Raw genomic sequence first — 21294 nt, forward strand, 5'->3', positions numbered from 1 at the left:
TGTCAGGTCAGAGAGGGGCAAGTGTCACGTTGCGGCAACCGGGATGTCGACAGGGACCATCGTTCCGATCAACCGCGCGATGTGGTTGGTCTTGTCTCCGTCCACTGCCCAGACGTCGGCCTCGACCGGGACCAGGCGCCGCCCGGCTTTGATGACGCGGCCCTCGGCGATCAGCGTCTGCCCCTTGGCGGGCGCGAGCAATTGGATCTTCATCTCAGCCGTCAGCACCTCTTGATCCGGGCGCATGACCGACATCGCGGCATAGCCCGCGGCCGTGTCGCCCAGGGCGAAGGTCAGCGCGGCGTGGCCGAAATCATGCTGCTGTCGCATGTCATCATGGATGGGGCTGGTGATGCGAAACTGCCCAAAGGTGCAGCTTTCCACATCTGCGCCCGCGAAGGTCATCAACGATTGGGCAGCAAAGCTGTCACGCAGGCGCGTTTCGGTGTCGGGGGACAAATCGGTCATGGCAGTTCCTTTCGCGATCAGCATAGACCCGGGGGGCGAACGCGAAATCAAAACGCCACGTCATAGATTATCGGGGCATTGGAATGGGACGCGGGGGGGTGCCGGTCAGGACCGCGATCGCTTCGTTGCGCATCAGGCGGGACAGGGTGGTATCATCCGACCTCAGCCCGCCCGTATAAGTCCCGTAGGCGGGTAGGATCACGCGATCCGCGTCAAACAGCATGCATGGGCGGCTAACCGATCCGCTGCGCAGGTGAAGCCGCGCCTTGGGGTGGTAATGCCCCGAGATCTCGCCGCTGGCGCCGTCGCGCGCGATGTGGCGGAAGTAGAGAGGCGGCTCGTGCAACTCGGCCAGATGGGTGCCGCCGAATTCAACCGGGCCGGGGTCGTGGTTGCCTTCGATCCAGACCCATCGCCGCCCGGCCATTAGGCGCGTGATCCAAAGCATCTCGGCTTCGGGCAGGTTTTGCGCTGCTCGCAGATCGTCAAAGCTGTCGCCAAGGCAGACCACGATGGCAGTGTTTGTGTGGCGCAAGTCTTCTTCCAGTCGACCAAGCGTGTCGCGCGTTTCGTATGGAGGTAGCATGTCCCCAAGCCGTCGCACAATGCGTTCGGATTTTCCAAGATGAAGGTCCGACACGCATAGAAGTGATTTGTCCGGCCACCATAACGCGCCAGAGGGCAGCAAGACCAACCGCTTGCCCGCGAAATCAAACTTGAAACCCTGCATACTCACACCCTTCCCGAGTGGAGTTTGGCACGCGATTTAGCCCCTGTCACTCTGGAAGAAGCGCTGCAAGACCGGATTGTTCCATCAGTCGATCCGCTTCGGCCTGAAGCAGGGCTTCGCGACCGGCGCCGTCCACCGGTACTTTGCCGACCTCAAGAAACAGGGGAGCAGCAAATGGTGTGACATGTTCGGTCACGGAATGATCAATTTGACCCCGGGTGCGGTTCAGCATTTCGTCAATCCGCCCGAAACCAATCAGCCCTCGCATCGCCTCGGTCCGGGTGATCTGGAGCAGCAGGTGATCGGGGTCGTACTTGCGCAACGTGTCATAGAGGATATCGGACGAGAACGTCGCTTGCCGACCCGAGGATCGCTTGCCCGGAAGGTTGCGCGTGATCAGCCCGGCGATGGTTGCCGCGCCTTTGAAGCTGCGCTTCATCAGCGCGTTGTCTGCCAGCCATCCCTCCAACCCATCGTGAAGTTGATCCCCGTTCAACACCTGCGTGGGGTCGTCGACAGGCGCGATGGACCAGATCAGTGTGGCGTAGTCGGTGGCGACAAAGCCAAGGGGACCAAGGCCCAGTTCCTCCATCTGGCGCGTGACCATCAAGCCCAACGTTTGCTGTGCGTTCTTGCCCGCGAAGCCATAGATGCACGTGTGGGCGCGCTCGTCGTGATCGAAGCTTTCTACAAGGATGCGGCCACTGCGTGGCAGTTGGCTGACCTGTGCCTGCAAGCGGATCCATTCAAGTGTATGTTCTGGCAGATCGGGCAGGGTAGGGCGGTGCAGCATATCGAGGATGCGGACAGACAGCTGTGTCGACGTGGCAAACTTCGTACCCGAGAATACGGCCAACTTCGGCTTTCGCCCCCGATCACGGCTGACCTGAACCTCCATCTCGCGCAGGCTCTCAAACCGAACGATCTGTCCGCCCATTAGGAATGTGTCGCCCGGCACCAAAGAAGCAGCGAAGCTTTCCTCGACCTCGCCCAGTGGTTTGCCAGCAGACGCGCCGGACCTACCCTTCATCCGCACCTTTAGCGTATCGGTGTCGATGATCGTGCCGATGTTCATGCGCACCTGCTGCGCCAAACGGGGATCACGCAGCCGCCACAGCCCGTCTGGACGCTGCATTAGCCGCTGCCAGCGGTCATAGGCGCGCAGGGCATAGCCGCCGATTGCGACGAAATCCAGACAGTCGTCGAACTGGGCGCGTGTTAGGTTGCAGTAGGGGCCAGCGCCGGTCACCTCGGTGTACAGAGTATCCGCATCGAAGGGGGCCGCGCAGGCGGTGATTAGGATGTGCTGACACAAGACGTCCAGCGGGCCGGGGCCGCGCGGGTCTCCATCCAGATCATGGGCCAGAACGGCTTCGATTGCGGCGTGGCATTCGATGACCTCCCAGCGGTTTGCGGGCAGGATCAGCGCCTTCGACGGCGCGTTATAGCGGTGATTGGCGCGACCAATACGTTGCACCAGGCGTTTCACGTTCTTCGGCGCGCCCACCTGAATAACCAGATCCACGTCGCCCCAATCGAGCCCCAGATCCAACGACCCGGTACAGACCACCGCGCGCAACTGTCCCGCGACCATCGCGGCCTCGACCTTCTTGCGTTGTTCAAGGGCAAGCGAACCGTGGTGGATTCCGATGGGCAAGCCATCGGCGTTGGCCAGCCATAGCTCGTGAAAGAAAATCTCGGCCTGTGCACGAGTGTTGTGGAAAATCAGCGTCGTTTTGTGCTGGGCGACCTGCTGAAGCACCTCGGGGATGGCATAGCGCCCACCGCCGCCCGACCAAGGGGGCGGGGTGTCTGTGGTCAGCATGCCGATGTCTGGATCGGGCCCGGGATCGGCCTGCACGATGTGGCACGGGGCAGGGTGGGGCGCGATAAAGCGGGCCAATGCCGGAGGATCCTCGACCGTTGCAGACAGACCGACGCGTCGCAGCCCCGGACACATCGCTTGCAGACGCGACAGGCACAGCATCAACTGATCGCCGCGCTTGCTTTCGGCCAGCGCGTGAAGTTCGTCGACCACAACCCGTTTTAACCCCTTGAAGATACGCGGCGCATCCTCGTAGCTCAGCAAAAGGGCCAAGCTTTCCGGCGTGGTCAGCAGGATATGCGGGGGATCGGCACGCTGCGCCTTCTTACGAGTTTGCGAGGTGTCGCCTGACCGATCTTCGACCCGGATGGGCAAGCCCATGTCACTGATAGGCGTCGTCAGGTTGCGCCGCATATCCGCCGCTAAGGCCTTCAGGGGAGAAATATAAAGCGTGTGAAGACCGGATTTCGGCTTTGCCCCAAGCTCGACCAGACTGGGAAGAAACCCCGCAAGCGTTTTCCCACCCCCAGTTGGGGCGATCAGCATCAAGGCGGGATCGGACGAACGCTCCAACATCTCGATTTGATGCGGATGCGGCGACCAGTTGCGGTCTGAAAACCAGCTTTGAAACTCGGCGGGAAGGGACGTCATAGGGGGCAGGATAGGAAATTCCTGGACCAGGTGAAATTGTTCATTTTGGCTCGACGGAAAATCGGTGGGGCTTCGTATCAAATAGGACGACCAAAGGAGTAATACGATGTCGACACTGCGCAAATGGGCCACGCCACTAACGGTGGGATCATTTCTTGTGATGGGCGTGACGGGCACGCTGATGTTCTTTCACCTGAACACCATGGTGGGGAAGGTAATTCATGAATGGGCCGGGTGGCTGATGCTGGTCGGGGTTGGCGCACATATCGTGATTAACTGGCGCGCGCTGACGATCTATTTCAAGCGCCCGCTTGCTCTGTGGATCATGGGCGTAGGTGCGGCTTTGACAATCGCGACGCTGCTTCCGATCGGCGGCGCAGTTGAACCTCCCGTCCGCAATATGGTGATGGCCGTGGCGCAGGCGGACGAAGCGACGTTGATGGCCTTGTCAGGGCATGATTTGCAACAAGGCCGAGAGCTTCTGTCCGAGGCTGGGGTTACGTTGCAACCGGGTCAAAGCTTGGCAGACGCAACAGATGGAAATTTCGGGCTTCAAACCGCAGCCATGTCGGTGCTTTTCACATCAGATACTGATGATCACTAGAAATAAAATTTGCCGGTTGTGTCCCTGACTGGCAAGAAAATCGGGCGGGCCTCATATTGAGCCCCCCCGGTTTTCTGACATTTGTTTAGTGAACGATATCTTCTTCTTTTACGAACATGTTTTCCCAGGCGCGGTCGATCAATTCGGGCGTCATTTGATAGGGAATGCCTTCGAACTCGCAAATCGAAATCATCTGGTCGATCAGGAAGATCGGCTGATAGTTTGCATAGATGTTGTCGATGGTTGGGTACTTGTTCTTCAGAAGATAGATCAGAGCCTCTTGCGACAGGGGCATCTTGCGCTTCTTCGCGACCATGGCGAAAATCTTCAGATAGTCTTCCTGATCTGGCCCGTCGATTTTGATCTTATAGAAAATCCGGCGCAAGGCCGCCTTATCGAAGATCTTGTTCGGGTGGAAGTTGGTCGAGAAGATAACCAGCGTGTCGAACGGCACTTCGAATTTTTCGCCCGATTGTAGGGCGAGAATATCTTTGTTTTCTTCCAGAGGAACAATCCAACGGTTGACCAGCGCCTGCGGCGGTTCTGCCTGACGACCAAGGTCGTCCACGATGAAGACGCCGCCGGTGGATTTTAGCTGAAGCGACGCAGTATAGGTTCGCGCCGTGGGGTTATAGACCAAGTCCAGCATGTCCAATGACAGTTCACCCCCGGTGATCACAGTCGGCCGGTCACACAGCACATAGCGGCGGTCATATTTCCGTGCCGTGCGGCGCAGCGCGTCGGGATTGTCGAAATCCTCTTCCGCCGAGGAATGCACAATCGGGTCATACACTGTGATGATCTGGCCAGAATACTCGATCGCTTTGGGAACATAGATTTTGTCCCCCAGCGCGTCCCGGATCCCGTTCGAGATCGACGACTTCCCGTTACCCGGCGGGCCGTACATCAGGATCGAACGACCAGATCCAACCGCCGGTCCCAACTGGTCAAGCAAATCGTTGGGCAGGATCAGATGCCCCATCGCGCCGGTCAGCTGACCTCGTGTCATGGTGATGTTGCGGATCGACTGGCGTTTGACCTGCTTGGCGTAGATCTCCATCGGGATGGGCATGGCGCCGAAATATTCGGATTGCGACAGCGCATCCAGCGCACGCGCCTTGCCTGTGTCCGATAGGCGATAACCCATTTCCGAGCTTTGGGCGCCGGCATGCATGGTGCCCATCGCTTCGACCAGACCAAGATCACGTCCCATGTCGATCAGCTCTTGCACCACGCGGGCGGGTACGCAAAGCACACGCTCCAGATCGGTGATCCGCTCCAGATTGGTGCGGAACATGGTTTTCAGCAGGATATCCCGCATCATAACCGTGGTCAGCCCAAGGTCGCTTGCGGTCTTCAGCCCCGGAGGCGCAATCATATCAGCCTGTTGCACATTCATTTTCTTTGCCCGATCCTTGGTTCAGATGGTTCTGTTAACTTGCGAGTATATATATACTCTTTGGCTTACAAAGTCTTGCCTGAGAATGCATTGACGCTAATTTGGCTACAAAAGAATGAGGGCAGGTATGAGTACAAATAGTGGTAAGATTTTGGCGGTCTTCATGGCCGTGCTGCTTGCGGCCTATGCGGGACTGACCTTTGCGAAGGGTGGTTTCTATATCGGAAAGCATGAAGGGGACACGTTGCATCTGCTGCAAATGTTGTTCCGAATGCAGGGCGGAGACTGGCCTCATTTCGATTTTGTAACCCCGATCGGCATTCTTGCTTTTGCGCCTATCGTCCTGTTTTTAAAGGCAGGAATAGGTGCGGGGCAGGCAATTTTGGCCGGGCAATACCTTGTGGCTTTGGTGATGTTTCCTTTTGTATGGTGGGTGGCTCGAAGCAGGTTTTCAGGGGGCTGGGCTTATTTGTTTGCGGCCACGATCCTGATCTTCTGCGTGGCGTTGGTCCATGGCGAGACAGTGGACGCTGTCTCGATCTCGATGCACTACAATCGTTGGGCTTGGGCGGCGGCCTTCATGGCCATATCGATTGCGATGATGCCCCCGCAGGTTGGTCGTGGCAGTTCAGTCGCTGATGGTGCTGTGGTCGGCACGATGATGGTCGTGATGCTGCTGATCAAAGTGACCTATTTTGCGGCCTTCTTCTTTCCGGTTTTGATCGGGCTTTTGGCACGAGGGGCCGGTCGCGCGGTGCTTTGGGCGATTGTCTTCGGTATAGTTGTGACGGGTTTGGCTACACTGGCCGTTGGCACCCCGTTATTCTGGTTGGCCTATCTTCAGGATCTTTTAAATGTCGCGGGGTCTGATGTGCGCCCCCAGCCCGGCCGCGACTTCAGCTATATCGTCAGCGCACCGGCTTATCTTGGCGGGTCACTGATTATTCTGGCGTCGGTCGTCCTGATGCGTCAGGCAGATCGCAAACCCGAAGGCCTGATGCTTCTATTGCTGGCCCCGGCATTCTTCTATGTCACCTATCAGAATTTTGGCAATGATCCCCAATGGTTGTGGTTATTGGGTTTGCTTTTGTTTGCGCGTCTTCCAGAAGAGGGCGTGCGGAATGGATATGGCTGGAACTTGCGGCAAGCTGTAACAATTTGCGCTGTCGCAGCGCTGGCGCTTGCAACTCCGAGTTTCATGAATTTGACGGCAAGCCCTGTGCGCCATCTGGCCACGGATGTCGAGAAATACGAACCTCTGATGCCCGGATCAGGCCCGCATGAAGACCTTCAAACCTTCGCGCCACGCGCCTTCCAATTGGATTATCGCGCCGCCATGGATGGAGAGGGAACTCCGTTTGCGCAATACGCGGAATATGCAGATCGGGACAAGTTGGAAGTGTCATTCCTGGGCGAAGACCTGTCCTATTGCACGCTGGAACTAGGGCTGATCGGCTGGTTTGAAACCGTGGCCAATGACATCGCCAATTGGGAAGGCGGCGAGGGGGCTGCGCTCTTTACGGCGGATCTGTTGTCCAGCTATTGGCTCTATGCGGAACTGGCCCCGTTAAAACGTGGCGCGCCTTGGTATTATGGCGAGCTGTCGGGGATTGAGAATGCTACCTATCTTCTGGTCCCTAGATGCCCGCTGTCAGCCCCGACACGTAAGTCCATCCTTGACGAGATCTCGGCCCAGAGCTGGGCTGACAAGGTGCAAGAAGTGCGCCGGACTGAGCTTTATACACTCTATGCCTTGCCGGGAGAGAAGGCAGAGTCAGTGAAGCGTAAACCGGATTCCGAGGGCGATAACTCATAGGGTCAGGTGCAAGACCAAGGAACCAACGAAAAAGCCCGCAGCGAAAAACTGCGGGCTTTTTCGTTGGATTGGCGGGGTGATTATCAGGCGCCGTAGATAACGCCGAAGATCAGATATGCCACAAACGTTAGGCTGATGCTCAATCCCATCGGATAGTCGCGCCGCGACCAGCTTTCCCAATTGGGGGTCAAGTCACGCAGAGGTTTGATCCGGCGCATGATCCGGTGGGCAGTGAACCCTAGAACAATCATGACCGCGAAAATGGTCAGCACCAAAAACGTATCCTGAAATGCCACGAATGGCGCAACGGCAGCCGCGAATTTCGCGTCCCCAGCCCCCAGCATTCGCGCCATGTTCATCACAAAGCCTGCGACAAGAATGACGGCGAAATGGGACCAGCGCCACAGATACTCGGGCAGATCCAGTGCCAGAAGCCCCAAAGCCCCAAAGCCGATCAGTAAGACCATGACGGCCTTGTTGGGGATTTTCATCCGCGACATGTCCGACCACATAACCCAGACGGAAACCGGGATGGCGAGGGGCAGGAATACCAGCGCTGCCCATTGTGTCAGGGTAATGTACATGCGTCCTACCCGTTAGACACGTTGCTTTCCAAAGCCTCAAGCGCGCGCGCGGCGGCTTCGAAATGCTGTGGGTGAGTGTCGATCGCTTCTTGAAGAAGACCTTTGCCGATGGTCACGTCGCCTTGTTTGATGGCGGACAGGGCCAGAGTATGCAGAAGCTGAGCGCGCTCGATCTGGGTCATTGTGATAACTGGCAGATCATATTTGCGCTGTGCGCCACGCGCCAAAACCAGGTTGTTCTTGGTCGTGAAACGGTTGGTGTCATAGCCGAGAGACTGGGTAAACAAATCTTCGGCGCCCTTGTAGTCTGCGCGGGTCAGCTTCGAGTAGCCCCAGTTGTTCAGAACTGTCGCCGGGTTTGTCGTCAGGCCCACAGCTGTTTGATAGAAGCTGTCAGCCTTCTTCCAGTTTTCTTTGCTGTCAGCGATCATCGCTTCCAGGCGGTAACGGCGGAAGGTCTCGTGGGTGGGGGGAACCTTGTTCAGTTCGACCTCGGCCTGATCCCAGTCGCCTGCGCGGATCAGTGCATCTGCCAGCGATACGCGATCTTCGTTGGTGGCACCGGGAAGCGACACGACTTTTTTCCAAGTGCCAACTGCCTCAGCAGGGCGCTTTGCACGCACCAGAGACTGACCAAGGCCGCGTTGAAGGTCGATCCGGTCAGGGTTCTTGTCGGTCGCACTGCGGAAATAGGCCGCGGCTTCGTCCGCATCCCCAACCGTCAGCATGATGTCGTTCAAATTGGTTTCGTCGATAACGTTCAGGTCTGCCAAGGCGCGCTCGACGTCTTCGCCTTCGCCCTCGGATTTTTGACAGGCCGATAGGGCCATGGCGCTGCTTACGCAAAGCGCAAGAAGAATAGAATGGCGCATGTTTGCGTCCTCTGCTGCTCGTCTCTTCGTCTAGATTTCGGACAAAAGCAGGTAGTCACCCGAGCCACGCCGAACCAGCGAAAATGTATCATTATTGGCTGGATCATAGTCCGGATCGCCTTGATTGGCGAGCGCCAGGCGCAAATTCTCTCGAATTTCGGCAGATTGGCCACGATCCAGGCCAAATGCGATCTGGAAAACACGGGCTGCTTCGTTGACTTGGCGGGTTTCCATCAAGACAACGCCCAGATTATTCCAGGCGGGGGCAAAGTTCACATCCAACTGGGTGGCTTTACGCAGAAGTTTCTCGGCCTGTCCAAGCCGTCCAAGTTGCAGGTTGGACGACCCGATGGCTGAAAGGACATCCACTGTGATGCCTTGTTCTGCCGCCGCTCGTTTATAGGCCTTCAGTGCAAGCTCGTGCTCGCCTGCCGCGGTCAGCCTGTGGCCGACCGTCAATCCATCGACCGAGTTATCCAAGGCATCAAACGTACCGGGGGCATAGGGGCTGTTAGGCGTGTTTGTGAACCCGGTGGTGTTCGACTGGCAGCCTGCCAGTAGCACAGCCACGGCAAGCATTGGCACGGCAGCAAACTGCCCCTTGCCTGCGCGCGGACCTGTAAGCAGATGACGGGCAGGGCGCTGGGTCAACTGGGGCTCCTTTCCATGTCGGAGATGCGTCAGAACCGGACGTTCTTTAGTGTCTGATAGATTCCGTAAACCGAGGGTCCGATCAGAATGATCAAAAGGGGCGGCACGGTCAACATCATGGTGGCCAAGGTCATCTTGGTCGGCAGTTTGTTGGCCTTTTCTTCAGCACGCATAACCCGTTTGTCTCGCATTTCACCGGCATATACGCGCAGTGCTTCAGCAATCGACGTACCGAAAGTTGCGGATTGGATCATCACCGTTACGAAGCTGGCGACATCTGCGACACCCGATCGTTCGGACATATCGCGCAACACTTGAACCCTGTCTTTACCCGCCTTCATCTCGTTCGAGACGATGGTGAACTCATCCGACAAAGCCGGATAGGAGGGGCGGATTTCTTTGGCCACGCGCAAGATCGCTTGGTCAAGCGACTGGCCTGCCTCAACGCACACCAGCATCATGTCCAACGCATCGGGAAAGCCGTTGATGATCTCTTCTTTACGTTCTTCAACGCGGCGCGTGACCCAGTATTTCGGCAGCATATAGCCGCAAACACCGGGCAGTAGGATCCACAGAATACGTGACTGTGTGGTCATTTCCTGACCATTGGCGGTTTTCAGTATGGTGAGAAAAACACCAAACGCCAAAAGGCCGATCCCCAGCGCAAATTGCAGGAAGTGATAGGTTTGAACCGCGTTCTTACCCGGATAGCCCGCTTGAAGCAGTTTGAGTTGAACAGCCGAGTACTCTGCCGCATCCTGTGGTTCCAGAAATGCCGAGTATTTATCGAGCTTCGTCGACCCCTGCGCAACGCGCAAGTCGGCTTTCTCAGAGCGTTTTGTGTTGCCTTCCCGCAGCTCTTTAATCTTGTCCAGCGGGTCCACTTGCTTGCGTAGGACGAATGGAAGCGTGACCACGACAAGAACGATGCCGATACCACCCAAAGCCAGAATTGGCCCTGCGGGGCCAAGCTGTTCGGTCAGAAAGTCAATGATGGGTTGCATGGTTCTGTGGGCCTAGACTTTGATATTCACAAGCATACGCATGACGATCATGTTGGCGACCAGAAAGCCAGCAACAACTAGGCATGCGGGGATGAAGTAAGCTGTATCGCGTACTTCGTCGTAATAGTTGGGTTGGATCAGGGTGATCATAACCAGCGCCAGAAGCGGGAAGCCGGACAGGAAGTTACCGGACCACTTGGCCTCGGCGGTAATGGCGCGCACCCGGCGAAACAGGCGAAAACGCGAACGGATCACTTTGGCCAGACCATCCAGAATTTCTGCCAGGTTACCGCCCGATGTCTGCTGGATCGTCACTGCCACAGCCAGAAAGCGCATGTCCTGATTGTCCATCCGTTCCGCCATGTTCGCGAGGGCTTCACCCACGTCACGGCCATAGGCGCTTTCATCTGCGATCAAGCCCATTTCAGTACCTAGCGGATCTGGCACCTCTTTGGCCACGATCTGCACGGCCGAGGTAAACGGGTGACCAACACGTAGCGATCGCACCATAAGTTCAACTGCATCGGGCAGTTGCTCTTCGATCATCGACATCCGCTTTTTGGCTTTGCTGTTTACCCAAACGAATACCCCGCCAACACCCATCACAATTGAGACGCCAATACGCACAGGTAGGCCGGCAGCCGTGGCGACCGTCAGGCCAAAATAGGCGAAGACTGACAGGCCGGCCATGATCACGACCAATTGAGTTGGGGTAAAGGCAATTGCGGCTTTCTGTGCCTTGGTGGCCAGAAGCGAATAGAAGGGGACGCCTTGCGCGCGGACGTGCTGGCCCATCTCTTTGCGGAGCTTTTCCAGCACCTCTTCGCGGGCCGCGCCCTTTTCCAGCATATCAATTCGGCGGTTGACGCGGCTATTCAGGCTGATGGATTTCCCAAACAGCGTCAGATAGATGCCTTCAACCAGCAGCAAGACTGCCAGAAAGATCAAACCATAGATAATCGGTTCGGCTGAGATCGTCATGATCAGTCGCTCCAGGGCTCATAGATCGAGGCCGGCAGGTCATAGCCCCACTGGCGGAAACGTTCGGCATAGTGTGAACGCACGCCGGTGGCATTGAAGCGCCCGATGATCTTGCCATCCGGTGCTAGTCCAAGGCGCTCGTACCGGAATACTTCTTGCATCGAGATGACTTCGCCTTCCATGCCGGTGATCTCGGTGATCGAGACCATGCGGCGCGACCCGTCTTGAAGACGGCTGGCCTGTACCAACAGGTTCACAGCAGAAGCGATCTGGCTGCGGATGGCTTTAAGGGGCATTTCAATCCCCGCCATCGCCACCATATTTTCCAGACGTGACACAGCATCACGGGCCGAGTTGGCGTGGATCGTCGTCATTGATCCATCGTGACCAGTGTTCATGGCCTGAAGCATGTCGATAACTTCTTCGCCACGCGTCTCACCCACGATAATTCGGTCAGGACGCATACGCAGTGCGTTTTTCAAACAGTCGCGCTGGCTGACCGCGCCTTTGCCCTCGACGTTTGCAGGACGGCTTTCCATCCGGCCCACATGGGTCTGTTGCAGCTGAAGTTCCGCCGTATCCTCGATGGTCAGGATACGTTCACTGTCGTCGATGAACGAAGACAGGGCGTTGAGAGTAGTCGTTTTACCCGAACCCGTACCACCAGACACGATCACGTTCAGGCGAGTGGCCACAGCGGCTTGAAGATAGGCGGCCATCTCTTCCGAGAAGGCGCCGAAATTCACCAGCTCATTGATGCCCAGCTTGTCTTTCTTGAATTTACGAATGGACACAAGTGAACCATCCACAGCGATCGGCGGAACCATTGCGTTGAAGCGAGAGCCATCCGCAAGACGGGCGTCCACGTGGGGGTTCTGTTCGTCAACCCGACGGCCAACGGCGGACACGATCTTGTCGATGATGCGCAGAAGATGGCGTTCATCTTTAAAGGCCACGTCGGTCAGTTGCAGCTTACCGTCACGTTCGACGAAGACCTGCTGGGGACCGTTCACCAGAATATCGTTGACCGACTCGTCTTGCAAAAGCGGTTCCAGCGGCCCAAGACCTTTGACTTCGTCGTAAAGCTCTTGGTTCAGGATCAGGCGTTCGTCACGTGTCAGGACCACATCGCGTGTTGTCAGGAATTCTGATGAAATATCAGTGATTTCCGCACGAAGATCTTTCTCAGCCGCGCCTTCAAGAGCCGCCAAGTTCAGGTTGTCCAGAAGCTCTTTATGAAGCTCGGTCTTGATTTCGGACAACCGCTCTTTGCGCTTGCGTTCTTTATCCGAATGCGCCGCAGCGGCTGGGGTAGGAGCCTGTGCCTTTACCGGGGCAGAGGCTTTCGCTTTGGGGGCGTCGGCCTTTTTGGGAGGCGCTGAAATAATACCCTCTTCAATCCGCCCATCTTCCACGGCCGATAGTTTAGGAGCCCCTTTTTCCTGAGGCGTTGAAGGTTTCTTGTAACGCGAGAACATGCTGCCTCCGATAAATTACTGTGCGGCGACTTCAGCCTGGTTCAGATCGTGGACGGATTTGGCAAGCTTATTTAGCTCTTTGCGCAAAACGTTTTTCGGGGCAGAGATTGCCAGCGGCGCACCGTGGTCCCCGGCTTCCGATACTTGCTTTCCACCGTCTGGCAGCATCAACTCAATCGAGATATCAAGACTTTCAGCCAAACGCTTGACACGCGACTTGCCCGACAGATCCGTAAACTTCGGAGACCGGTTGAGAACATAGCGCAGCTTTTCAACTGGAAGCTCTTCGGCCTTAAGGGCCTTGATCATCCGCAACGTGTTCTGAGCCGATCGCAGGTCCAGCTCAAGGGTCACGAAATAGACATGCGCGGCCTGCAAAACAGTTTCGGTCCATTGCACCAGCGTGTTTGGCATGTCGATGATGACATAGTCGAAATTGGTCCGTGCCATTTCGACGATCCGTTCGACATCTTCAGCAGTGACCATATCGAGCGGCAGCATGTCGGGCGGAGCGGTCAGAACGTGCAGGCGATCTTCATAGGTCAAAAGCGCCTGCATGAAGATTTCCTGATCCATCATTTCAGTGTCGGAAAGCAGTTCGTACACCACGTCGCGTCGCGGCAAATCAAGATAGGTTGCCGTCGAACCGAACTGAAGGCCGAAATCCAGCAAACAGACGCGCGGCGGCGTGTCGCCATCCAACTGCGTCAGTTCCCATGCCAGATTGACCGCAAGGGTGGTAGCACCCGTGCCGCCAGCCATTGGTTGCACGGCCAAGATCACGGCTTCCCTGTTTCCGGTAGACTTGACGCCCGGAGTTTCCGGGGCGGCAGGGGCAACGGGCGGGATCTCTTTCTCGCGCATGCGCGTGACGGCATCTTGCAGCGCGCCATCAGGAAGAGGGTAGGGGACAAATTCTTCTGCGCCGAGCTTGAGAAGCTGATGCAGCGCAATCGGGCTAACTTCTTCTGCAATGACAATCACTTTGATGTCCCGCTGAACAGCAGCTTTGATCACGGCAGCGACCATGCTCAGGTCAGCTTCGTCTTGATCGTCCAACGCCATAGCAATGAACTCAAGATCCTTGCCATCAGGTTGCTCAAAGAAGGCGACGGCGTCGTCGATCGGAAGATCGCCCCACGCTTCGCCCAAAACGGCCTCCATATCTTCGATAAGAAGGTCGAAATTCTGTACATCTCGCGAAACAGTGCACGCGGTGATCGGTTCCGGATCAGATTGTAGCGCGGCGCGGCCACTCATTTCCTTGTTCCTTTCATAGCCGGTTTTGCGTCCTTTCGGATCGGGCGACCGGATTCTCTCGTTAAATTGCGAATCGCAAACACACACAAAATACGCCCTGGCAGAGTGAACCGTCGCAGGGAATCTGGGCAAGAATACGGCCCGGAGGGCACTATTATCCGATTTTTATGGACGATAGGCCCATTTTCAACGGATCTGTTTCGCTCCGAGGAACGAAGCGGTTCTAATGCCGTAGAGCTATTCTTACCTTAATTATTTATACTATATCATTGATTATCAAGGAAATAAATTGATTACGTCGGTGGAGAATGATGTATTTCCGCACCGTCATGCCCCATTGGCTGTTCGCGATGCCGCAAGAAAGAAGGGGCGCAACAGCGTTGCACCCCCTTTTGTCATTCATGGCCGAGCTTTGGTTATTCTACAGTACCTACGCCAGCATTCGAGATTTCAGGCACAGGCGTTGCGCTCGCAACATACTCTCGGTTGATGATTTCGGCATACTTGCCGTCCAGCAAAGTCGCTTTGCGGTTGTTGGCAAAGCCGCTGACCTCGGTCACGGTACGGCGGTTGCGCAGCTCGCGCTGATCGGTCTGGATCAGCGGGCGGGTTTCGCCATAGCTGACCACAGCCTCAAGGCGTGAACGGCTGATGCCTCGTGATACAAGGTAGTTCACGACGGCGCGTGCACGGCGCATGCCCAAACGATTGTTGTATGCGGTCGAGCCGACTAGGTCGGTGTGACCATAAACACGGAAGCGGATTTCCGGGAACTGCAGGATCCATTTGGCCTGCGTGTTCAGGATACTCCGTGCCTCGGGCGACAGATCGGCTTTGTTAAACTCGAAGTTCACAGTGTCGCCAACTTCGCGGCTGAAGCGTTCGCCCAGCGCCTGTACGACGTCGATCTCTCCGGTATGAACACCGATGTTGTGGGCGGTTGGTGCGCCAAAACCACCTTCATCTAGGTTGCCACCGGCTTCATTTAGCCAGAAGTGCAGCGCCTGTTGGTTGTCTGCACAACCTGACAGAATTGCGATGACCGACGTGGCGGCGAGAATTGGTTTGATCCGTTTCATGTCGTGGTCCTTATTCCATCACGTAGCCGTAAGAACCCGAGAAGTCCTGCTTGGCAACTTCTGCGGCAACACCAGCGGTAGGGGTTGACGGCGCCGCTGTTTTTCCGAACAGGAACAGGTCTTTTTCAGACGGGGGACGAATGCGATCGGTCGGAATGGCCAGGAATTCACCGCGTGTGGGCGTAACCAGATGCGCCGACACGATGATAACCAGTTCGGACTGGCGACGTTCATATTCCGTCGAGCGGAAGAGGGCGCCCAGAACCGGCAGATCGCCGAGCCATGGCACAGAACCGATGGCATCTTGGAAATCATCCTCGATTAGACCGGCAATTGCGAAGCTTTCACCATCACGCAGTTCAACCGTGGTGGTTGTTTCGCGGCGGCGGAATGCGTTCAGGATCAAGCCACCATTCTGATAGCTGACCGAGCTGTCCAAACCTGACACAGCGGCCTTAAGCTGAAGGTTGATCACGTCATCCGTAAGCACAGTCGGTGTGAAGGTGAGTTCGACACCAAAGGGCTTGTAGTCAACGACAATGGCGCCTTCTTCTTGCTGAGTTGGGATCGGGAATTCACCACCTGCCAGGAACGAAGCTTCCTGTCCCGAAAGGGCTGTCAGGTTCGGCTCTGCCAAAGTGCGGACAACGCCTTTTGCTTCAAGTGCCTCCAGAAGGACACCAACTTGGAAACTGCCTGCACCGAAACCGATGCTCAACACGCCTTCTTGGTCGCCGCTTACAGTGACACCAGGATTGTTCAGGCCGTTGCCTCCAGTCAGCCAAGTACCGCTTTCACCAATGGCACTTACGTTACCGCTTGAACCTCCAAGCGCTACAGAGCTCGACAGCGCTTTGCGGACCGAACGACCCATCTCAGCAAAGCGAACCTTCAGCATGACCTGTTGGGTGCCGCCGACGCTCATCATGTTCGAAACGCGCTCGGGCGCATAACGATTTGCCAAGTCCAGTGCCAGTGTCATCCGGTTCGGAGAGCTGACGACGCCCGACAGCACGATCCCGTCATTAGCGGTACGTACTTCAATTCCCTCACCGGGAAGGATCTGGCGCAGACGTTCTTTAAACTCGCTGATGTCAGGGGTGACGTGCACTTCGACATTGCTCAAAAGCGTCCCGTCCGGCCCCAGAAGGGTCAGCGTGGTGCGACCGGGGGTTTTGCCCAGCACATAGATTGTGCGGTCCGACAGCGTCGAAATGTCTGCAATTCCAGGGTTCGCAATAGAAAGCTCTGCAAACGGGCTGTCACTTTCAACGACCACGGCGCGGTTCATGGGAACCTTCAAAGCGCGCGAAGGGCCGGTGTCCGTAACACGAAGTGTTTCCGCAACGCCCATAGCGGGTGCGGTTCCAACTCCCAGTGACAAACCCAATAGGGCTGCCTTGATAAAACGATCAATCTTCATGTGATCCTGCCTCTCTGATCACGTATATGTTCGGGATGCCCACATCAGATGGGAAATCCCCTTTGCTCGTTGGTTGTGCTGCCCTCTTTTCGGGGCAATCACCGCCTATTGGTCGCCAGACTGCGCGGAATTGTAGAAGAAATCAACAATCAATGACCTTAAGACCGGGGCTTATGTGTGCATGGCGCAACACTTATTCCATTTGTGCCCCGACTTTTCAGGTCTTGTCTTGCCTTAGTTAGGGCATGGGATGGGTGTTTCGATGATTTCGGCACCACGACGGGTCTTGATTGTACAGCTCTTTTGCTTCGGCGTATTGATCTCGCCGATAATCTCACCCTGACCGACTTCCACGGCGTCAGTTGTGCTTTGGTCCTCGGCACCAACCAGTGCCAGAGACAGACGTCCACTGGCTTGGGCTTGCGCCAGTGCGGCAACTTGACGTGGCGTGACCTCGACGGTGATCGTACGCGCAATGGTGGGGGCTGTGCGATCATTGTCGGCAATCTGGTCCACGGCAATTAGCTGGACGCTGGCCAGGATCAACTTCGTCAAGGCTTCGGTATTTCCAAGTTCATTCACACCAGTGCCCGACCAATAGACGTCAACACGGTCGCCAGGACGCAGAAAGCCCGAAACACCCGAGCTTACGTCCACACGGATCGCGAAGGCGCGCATGCCCTGGGCGAGGCGCGACGAAACGCCAGCATCCGCGCCGGGTTTCGAAACTTTGACGGACATCAATGCCTCGTCCTTTTCCATTGCGCGGATTACAGTGCGAAAGCGGCGCTCGCCTTCGGGGAAGACTTCCTCGATGGTGCGGAATGTGCCATCTGGAATTGCGTTCTCGGGCCATTGCACGGCGCGAATATCTTCGTCTGTGATTTGTTGGCCATAGCGCAGAGACTTGTTCACGACGAATACGTCGACAGTTGGGACGATTGCGCCTCGTGCTGCACGCTCGGCTGCCAGTTGCGCTTGATACCCACCGATGAAGTCGCGTGCCATGTAGACGGCAAAGCCAGCCAGGCCAATGCCGACAACCAAGACCAGTCCGAAAATCAAGCGCATACGAATCCCTTTCGTGCGTATCAACGTGCCGTCTGCGTGACTGGTCCCAATAGCAACTAAAGAATTGCGATCAGATCAGAAACAATACGCAGTGTCAGACTGAAATTCACAGGATCTGACAATAATATCCAGCCCATAAAGCATAGGCATTTGAATTAATCAGAGAATGTGTTCGGAGTGTCAACTCTTTACCTATGGGAAGGAGAGGGTCGAGCGCCCCCTGAAATCAAGATCGTCCAGAACACTTTTCCAAAAAAGAAAGCCGCACCCGAGGGCGCGGCTTTCATGAATTAGTTCGGAAACATTAGTGCGATAGAATGCTCATGTTATCCAGCTCCGACGAGATCTTGTCGGCCAGCGAGGTGGTGCCGCCGGATACCGAAGTCAGAACGGCGATGCCCAGACCTACGATGGCTGCAGTCAGCACAACCCAGTCTACGGTTACGGCGCCGTCTTCGTCGGCCTTGAAGGTTTTAATCATTTCGAACAGTTTCATATCGTTTTCCTTTACTAATTACACGTTCACTTGGCCCGAAGGTCTTAGTGCGACAGGATGCTCATGTTATCCAGCTCCGACGAGATCTTGTCGGCCAGCGAAGTGGTACCACCGGATACCGAGGTCAGAACGGCAATGCCCAGACCTACGATGGCTGCGGTCAGAACAACCCAGTCTACAGTTACAGCGCCGTCTTCGTCGGCTTTGAAGGTTTTGATCATCTCGAACAGTTTCATTGTCTTTTCCTTTGAGTAGGACGTTAAGATTTGCATCGTTCTGCAGGTTCATTTCTGATTTCCCGCTCAACATGCTGCTAATAAGCCCTTTGAATGGGGCAACATTTGGGCGGGTTTCGTTCGTTTTGTCGCTCTAGGTGTGTTTTTTTTGTTGGGATTGCTAACGCTTTGTTAATACATATTAAATTTCGGTTGAAGTGAAGAATTATTAGAGAAATTTTCTTATTTATTCAAATGTTTACCCGGCGTAATCTGCTAATATTTAGTAAAAACTAGCACTTTTTTCGTCAATCTGCGAGAAGTGAATCAGTCAATGAGGTAGAGTAGAGAACCGCAAAATGCGGCGATTCATGTTTTCAGGAGCGATCACGGCGCTTGTGTTGGCTGGACCAGCACTTGGGCAGGATGGTCCGGCTCCGTATCCGGATTTCACTTTCAAACGTGTCACTGTCCCTCAGGCTGGCGCAACCAACCGGCTGACCATTCAGATTGATCCCGAGGCGCAGGCCGCCGCGTTGGCGGTTCCGGAAAAGACGACAACCAGCGCTGAACCAGATCTGGAAATTGCGCTGCCGGCGCCGACCCCTTGGGACTGGTTCTGGCAAGAGGTTTCGCCAAAGCTGTCTGATACCGGCCCTGCTAATATTCAAAAGGCCATTAGCGCGATTACTGAGCGTGACGGGGTGCCTCTTCCTAGACTACAGCATTTACAAGATATCGCGCGTGCACACGGCACAGATATCTTACGCGTGACCGTTGGTACTCCGGTGTCACCTGCTCTGGTGATCGCTTTGATCTCGGTCGAAAGCTCGGGCAACAAGCAGGCGCTGAGTGAGGCAGGGGCAGAGGGGCTGATGCAATTGATCCCAGCAACGGCTGAACGCTTCGGTGTTGAGGACAGCACCGATCCCACACAGAATATCAAGGGCGGGGTGGCCTATCTGGAGTGGTTGATCAAGCATTTCCAGGGTGACCCGATTTTTGCCCTTGCCGGATACAATGCGGGCGAGAATGCGGTTGGCAAGCATGGCGGGATCCCGCCATATCCCGAGACGCGCGCTTATGTTCCGAAAGTGTTGGCCGCTTGGCATGTCGCACGCGGGCTGTGCCTTACGCCGCCCGAACTTTTAACCGACGGATGTGTGTTTACAGTGATGGGAGCCCCCTCGAATGGGTGACGAAGTACAAAAGAAACCGTTGGTACTGGACGTAGATGGTACATTTCTGCGCACGGACATCTTGTTTGAGTGTTTCTGGGCGGCGTTGGGCAAAGATCCCATCCGCGCCTTGAAGGTTAGTGCGTCGAACCTGAAAAAGCCCGCGCGCCTTAAGGCCGAGCTGGCCGAAATCGCCAACCTGCGTACCGAGCTTTTGCCCGTCGAACCTGAGGTTGTCGAATTGGCAGCCAAGGCCAAATCCGAAGGGCGCGAGGTTATCCTTGCCTCAGCGTCGCATCAGCCGCTGGTCGAGCAGTTGGCCCGCGACCACGATCTTTCAACCCGCGTATATGCCTCGGACGGGCAGACCAATTTGAAAGGGGAGCGTAAAGCCGCCGCGCTGATCGAGACGTTCGGCGAGCAAGGCTTTGACTATGCCGGAAACGCGCCCGTCGATCGGGCCATTTGGTCGAAGGCTGACCGCGCCATCGTCGTGGGCGACGCCGCATCCGCACGCCAGATCGAGGCGCGCGGACAAGCCATCACCCAAGTAAAAGGCGGATGGCAGATGTCGGATGTGTTGCGGAGTTTCCGTCCGCACCAGTGGGTTAAGAACGTTCTTTTGCTTCTGCCTATGATCGCGGCCCATGCGTTTGACATGCCAACATTGATCGCTGCATTTCTTGGGATTGTTGCCTTCTCGGCGGCAGCCTCGTCCATCTATCTTGTGAATGATTTGCTGGATCTGGAAGCGGACCGCCTGCACGCCACAAAGAAAAACCGTCCTTTTGCGTCGGGTGCGGTGCCGATCCAGATCGGTATGCTTTGTTTCATACTACTGTCCGCAATTGCCTTGGGCGTCGCTGCGTCGCTGTCTTGGGCGTTCCTTGGAGTGGTCGCGTTCTATATGGCGCTGTCGCTGGCTTATTCCCTGAAGCTTAAGCGCATGCGCTGGATCGACATTGCAGTGTTGGCTTCACTCTATACGCTGCGCGTCGTAGCGGGTGCGGCAGCGACGGGGATTTATGTCTCGGGATACCTTCTGGTCTTTATCTTCCCGGTCTTCCTTGCGCTTGGCTGTGTGAAACGCCTGACCGAGTTGACCTTGGCCACCTCAGACGAACGCCTACCCGGGCGAGGCTACGGACGTCCAGATCGACCTGATCTCTTGAATGTCGCTGCGCTTGGTGTTGTCGCGGCGTTGGTGGCCTTCTTTCTTTATTCTTTCACCGAACAAGCCATAGGCCTTTACAAAACCCGCTGGCTGATCTGGGTTGCTGAAATCCCGCTGGCTTGGTGGCTTATCCGCATGGTGTCGCTGGGTTGGCATGGCAAACAGGACTACGATCCGATTGTTTTTGCCATGAAAGACAAACGCGGCATCGGGCTGATCCTGATGACACTGGCCATCATGTTTTATGCCGCCGGTCTGTGGCAAACCTGGTTCAGCGCGCTGTAATTTCGCCTGCACACCCTGACATAATGCGCCCCGGACCCGTACCGCAGGCA

20 protein-coding genes are annotated in these 21294 nt (G+C 56.1%); 4 read left to right on the forward strand and 16 right to left on the reverse strand.

Annotated features, from left to right (window positions below; genetic code table 11):
• Positions 1 to 24: 24 nt before the first annotated feature.
• The 3 genes from ACP15F_RS04155 to ACP15F_RS04165 form a co-directional block, all read right to left on the reverse strand.
• On the reverse strand, positions 25 to 468 hold the full coding sequence (locus tag ACP15F_RS04155; RefSeq protein WP_424939572.1) for a PaaI family thioesterase: 444 nt from the start codon (positions 466 to 468) through the stop codon (positions 25 to 27).
• Between the two features lie 67 nt (positions 469 to 535).
• Entirely contained in the window at positions 536 to 1198 is a 663-nt protein-coding gene (gene pdeM / locus ACP15F_RS04160) for a ligase-associated DNA damage response endonuclease PdeM (RefSeq protein WP_424939573.1), read from the reverse strand.
• 46 nt (positions 1199 to 1244) lie between these two features.
• Positions 1245 to 3674, reverse strand: a complete 2430-nt coding sequence (locus ACP15F_RS04165) for a ligase-associated DNA damage response DEXH box helicase (protein ID WP_424939574.1) — start codon at positions 3672 to 3674, stop codon at positions 1245 to 1247.
• 106 nt (positions 3675 to 3780) lie between these two features.
• Here ACP15F_RS04165 and ACP15F_RS04170 point away from each other — a divergent pair, with 106 nt between their 5' ends.
• Positions 3781 to 4278: a DUF4405 domain-containing protein gene (locus ACP15F_RS04170; RefSeq protein ID WP_424939575.1), complete on the forward strand. Its 498-nt coding sequence runs from the start codon at positions 3781 to 3783 to the stop codon at positions 4276 to 4278.
• A gap of 85 nt (positions 4279 to 4363) precedes the next feature.
• Here the strand turns inward: ACP15F_RS04170 and ACP15F_RS04175 are convergent, their stop codons facing one another.
• Positions 4364 to 5677, reverse strand: coding sequence for an ATPase (locus ACP15F_RS04175; RefSeq protein ID WP_424939576.1), 1314 nt, complete (start codon positions 5675 to 5677; stop codon positions 4364 to 4366).
• A 127-nt stretch (positions 5678 to 5804) separates the two neighbouring features.
• On the opposite strand from ACP15F_RS04175, the gene ACP15F_RS04180 reads away from it, so the two are divergent.
• Entirely contained in the window at positions 5805 to 7493 is a 1689-nt protein-coding gene (locus ACP15F_RS04180) for a hypothetical protein (protein WP_424939577.1), read from the forward strand.
• An 83-nt stretch (positions 7494 to 7576) separates the two neighbouring features.
• Here the strand turns inward: ACP15F_RS04180 and ACP15F_RS04185 are convergent, their stop codons facing one another.
• From ACP15F_RS04185 to ACP15F_RS04240, 12 genes are all read right to left on the reverse strand, one after another.
• Positions 7577 to 8077, reverse strand: coding sequence for a prepilin peptidase (locus tag ACP15F_RS04185; RefSeq protein WP_424939578.1), 501 nt, complete (start codon positions 8075 to 8077; stop codon positions 7577 to 7579).
• A gap of 5 nt (positions 8078 to 8082) precedes the next feature.
• On the reverse strand, positions 8083 to 8949 hold the full coding sequence (locus ACP15F_RS04190) for a tetratricopeptide repeat protein (RefSeq protein WP_424939579.1): 867 nt from the start codon (positions 8947 to 8949) through the stop codon (positions 8083 to 8085).
• A gap of 30 nt (positions 8950 to 8979) precedes the next feature.
• The gene (locus tag ACP15F_RS04195) at positions 8980 to 9600 is read right to left on the reverse strand and encodes a tetratricopeptide repeat protein (RefSeq protein WP_424939580.1); all 621 of its coding nucleotides are present in this window, start codon (positions 9598 to 9600) and stop codon (positions 8980 to 8982) included.
• A 29-nt stretch (positions 9601 to 9629) separates the two neighbouring features.
• Positions 9630 to 10604, reverse strand: coding sequence for a type II secretion system F family protein (locus tag ACP15F_RS04200; protein WP_424939581.1), 975 nt, complete (start codon positions 10602 to 10604; stop codon positions 9630 to 9632).
• Between the two features lie 12 nt (positions 10605 to 10616).
• Positions 10617 to 11585, reverse strand: coding sequence for a type II secretion system F family protein (locus tag ACP15F_RS04205; RefSeq protein WP_424939582.1), 969 nt, complete (start codon positions 11583 to 11585; stop codon positions 10617 to 10619).
• 2 nt (positions 11586 to 11587) lie between these two features.
• Complete coding sequence (locus ACP15F_RS04210) at positions 11588 to 13063, reverse strand: CpaF family protein (RefSeq protein ID WP_424939583.1); 1476 nt, start codon at positions 13061 to 13063, stop codon at positions 11588 to 11590.
• A 15-nt stretch (positions 13064 to 13078) separates the two neighbouring features.
• Positions 13079 to 14323 carry an AAA family ATPase gene (locus tag ACP15F_RS04215; RefSeq protein WP_424939584.1) on the reverse strand — a complete coding sequence of 415 codons (1245 nt, stop codon included), beginning with the start codon at positions 14321 to 14323 and terminating at the stop codon, positions 13079 to 13081.
• A gap of 416 nt (positions 14324 to 14739) precedes the next feature.
• Complete coding sequence (locus ACP15F_RS04220; RefSeq protein WP_424939585.1) at positions 14740 to 15402, reverse strand: OmpA family protein; 663 nt, start codon at positions 15400 to 15402, stop codon at positions 14740 to 14742.
• A 10-nt stretch (positions 15403 to 15412) separates the two neighbouring features.
• Positions 15413 to 16825, reverse strand: coding sequence for a type II and III secretion system protein family protein (locus ACP15F_RS04225; RefSeq protein ID WP_424939586.1), 1413 nt, complete (start codon positions 16823 to 16825; stop codon positions 15413 to 15415).
• 234 nt (positions 16826 to 17059) lie between these two features.
• A complete protein-coding gene (gene cpaB, locus ACP15F_RS04230) occupies positions 17060 to 17896 on the reverse strand; it encodes a Flp pilus assembly protein CpaB (protein ID WP_424939587.1) in 837 nt (278 codons plus the stop codon).
• A gap of 304 nt (positions 17897 to 18200) precedes the next feature.
• The gene (locus tag ACP15F_RS04235) at positions 18201 to 18392 is read right to left on the reverse strand and encodes a Flp family type IVb pilin (RefSeq protein WP_424939588.1); all 192 of its coding nucleotides are present in this window, start codon (positions 18390 to 18392) and stop codon (positions 18201 to 18203) included.
• Positions 18393 to 18436: 44 nt separating this feature from the next.
• Positions 18437 to 18628, reverse strand: a complete 192-nt coding sequence (locus ACP15F_RS04240; protein ID WP_424939588.1) for a Flp family type IVb pilin — start codon at positions 18626 to 18628, stop codon at positions 18437 to 18439.
• A gap of 350 nt (positions 18629 to 18978) precedes the next feature.
• Here ACP15F_RS04240 and ACP15F_RS04245 point away from each other — a divergent pair, with 350 nt between their 5' ends.
• Both ACP15F_RS04245 and ACP15F_RS04250 read left to right on the forward strand, forming a co-directional pair.
• Positions 18979 to 19806: a lytic transglycosylase domain-containing protein gene (locus tag ACP15F_RS04245; RefSeq protein WP_424939589.1), complete on the forward strand. Its 828-nt coding sequence runs from the start codon at positions 18979 to 18981 to the stop codon at positions 19804 to 19806.
• Positions 19799 to 21244 (forward strand): UbiA family prenyltransferase, encoded by a 1446-nt coding sequence (locus tag ACP15F_RS04250; protein ID WP_424939590.1) that lies wholly within the window; start codon positions 19799 to 19801, stop codon positions 21242 to 21244. The genes ACP15F_RS04245 and ACP15F_RS04250 overlap by 8 nt, the downstream gene beginning before the upstream one ends.
• Positions 21245 to 21294: the final 50 nt, after the last annotated feature.

The organism is Aliiroseovarius sp. S253 (assembly GCF_049800855.1).
GTDB lineage: Bacteria > Pseudomonadota > Alphaproteobacteria > Rhodobacterales > Rhodobacteraceae > Aliiroseovarius.

What these genes read in the sequence shown, in the direction of transcription:
- ACP15F_RS04155 (WP_424939572.1), bottom strand. Translation starts at nt 468, where the DNA reads ATGACCGATTTGTCCCCCGACACCGAAACGCGCCTGCGTGACAGCTTT.
- pdeM (WP_424939573.1), bottom strand. Translation starts at nt 1,198, where the DNA reads ATGCAGGGTTTCAAGTTTGATTTCGCGGGCAAGCGGTTGGTCTTGCTG.
- ACP15F_RS04165 (WP_424939574.1), bottom strand. Translation starts at nt 3,674, where the DNA reads ATGACGTCCCTTCCCGCCGAGTTTCAAAGCTGGTTTTCAGACCGCAAC.
- ACP15F_RS04170 (WP_424939575.1), top strand. Translation starts at nt 3,781, where the DNA reads ATGTCGACACTGCGCAAATGGGCCACGCCACTAACGGTGGGATCATTT.
- ACP15F_RS04175 (WP_424939576.1), bottom strand. Translation starts at nt 5,677, where the DNA reads ATGAATGTGCAACAGGCTGATATGATTGCGCCTCCGGGGCTGAAGACC.
- ACP15F_RS04180 (WP_424939577.1), top strand. Translation starts at nt 5,805, where the DNA reads ATGAGTACAAATAGTGGTAAGATTTTGGCGGTCTTCATGGCCGTGCTG.
- ACP15F_RS04185 (WP_424939578.1), bottom strand. Translation starts at nt 8,077, where the DNA reads ATGTACATTACCCTGACACAATGGGCAGCGCTGGTATTCCTGCCCCTC.
- ACP15F_RS04190 (WP_424939579.1), bottom strand. Translation starts at nt 8,949, where the DNA reads ATGCGCCATTCTATTCTTCTTGCGCTTTGCGTAAGCAGCGCCATGGCC.
- ACP15F_RS04200 (WP_424939581.1), bottom strand. Translation starts at nt 10,604, where the DNA reads ATGCAACCCATCATTGACTTTCTGACCGAACAGCTTGGCCCCGCAGGG.
- ACP15F_RS04205 (WP_424939582.1), bottom strand. Translation starts at nt 11,585, where the DNA reads ATGACGATCTCAGCCGAACCGATTATCTATGGTTTGATCTTTCTGGCA.
- ACP15F_RS04210 (WP_424939583.1), bottom strand. Translation starts at nt 13,063, where the DNA reads ATGTTCTCGCGTTACAAGAAACCTTCAACGCCTCAGGAAAAAGGGGCT.
- ACP15F_RS04215 (WP_424939584.1), bottom strand. Translation starts at nt 14,323, where the DNA reads ATGAGTGGCCGCGCCGCGCTACAATCTGATCCGGAACCGATCACCGCG.
- ACP15F_RS04220 (WP_424939585.1), bottom strand. Translation starts at nt 15,402, where the DNA reads ATGAAACGGATCAAACCAATTCTCGCCGCCACGTCGGTCATCGCAATT.
- ACP15F_RS04225 (WP_424939586.1), bottom strand. Translation starts at nt 16,825, where the DNA reads ATGAAGATTGATCGTTTTATCAAGGCAGCCCTATTGGGTTTGTCACTG.
- cpaB (WP_424939587.1), bottom strand. Translation starts at nt 17,896, where the DNA reads ATGCGCTTGATTTTCGGACTGGTCTTGGTTGTCGGCATTGGCCTGGCT.
- ACP15F_RS04235 (WP_424939588.1), bottom strand. Translation starts at nt 18,392, where the DNA reads ATGAAACTGTTCGAAATGATTAAAACCTTCAAGGCCGACGAAGACGGC.
- ACP15F_RS04240 (WP_424939588.1), bottom strand. Translation starts at nt 18,628, where the DNA reads ATGAAACTGTTCGAGATGATCAAAACCTTCAAAGCCGACGAAGACGGC.
- ACP15F_RS04245 (WP_424939589.1), top strand. Translation starts at nt 18,979, where the DNA reads ATGTTTTCAGGAGCGATCACGGCGCTTGTGTTGGCTGGACCAGCACTT.
- ACP15F_RS04250 (WP_424939590.1), top strand. Translation starts at nt 19,799, where the DNA reads ATGGGTGACGAAGTACAAAAGAAACCGTTGGTACTGGACGTAGATGGT.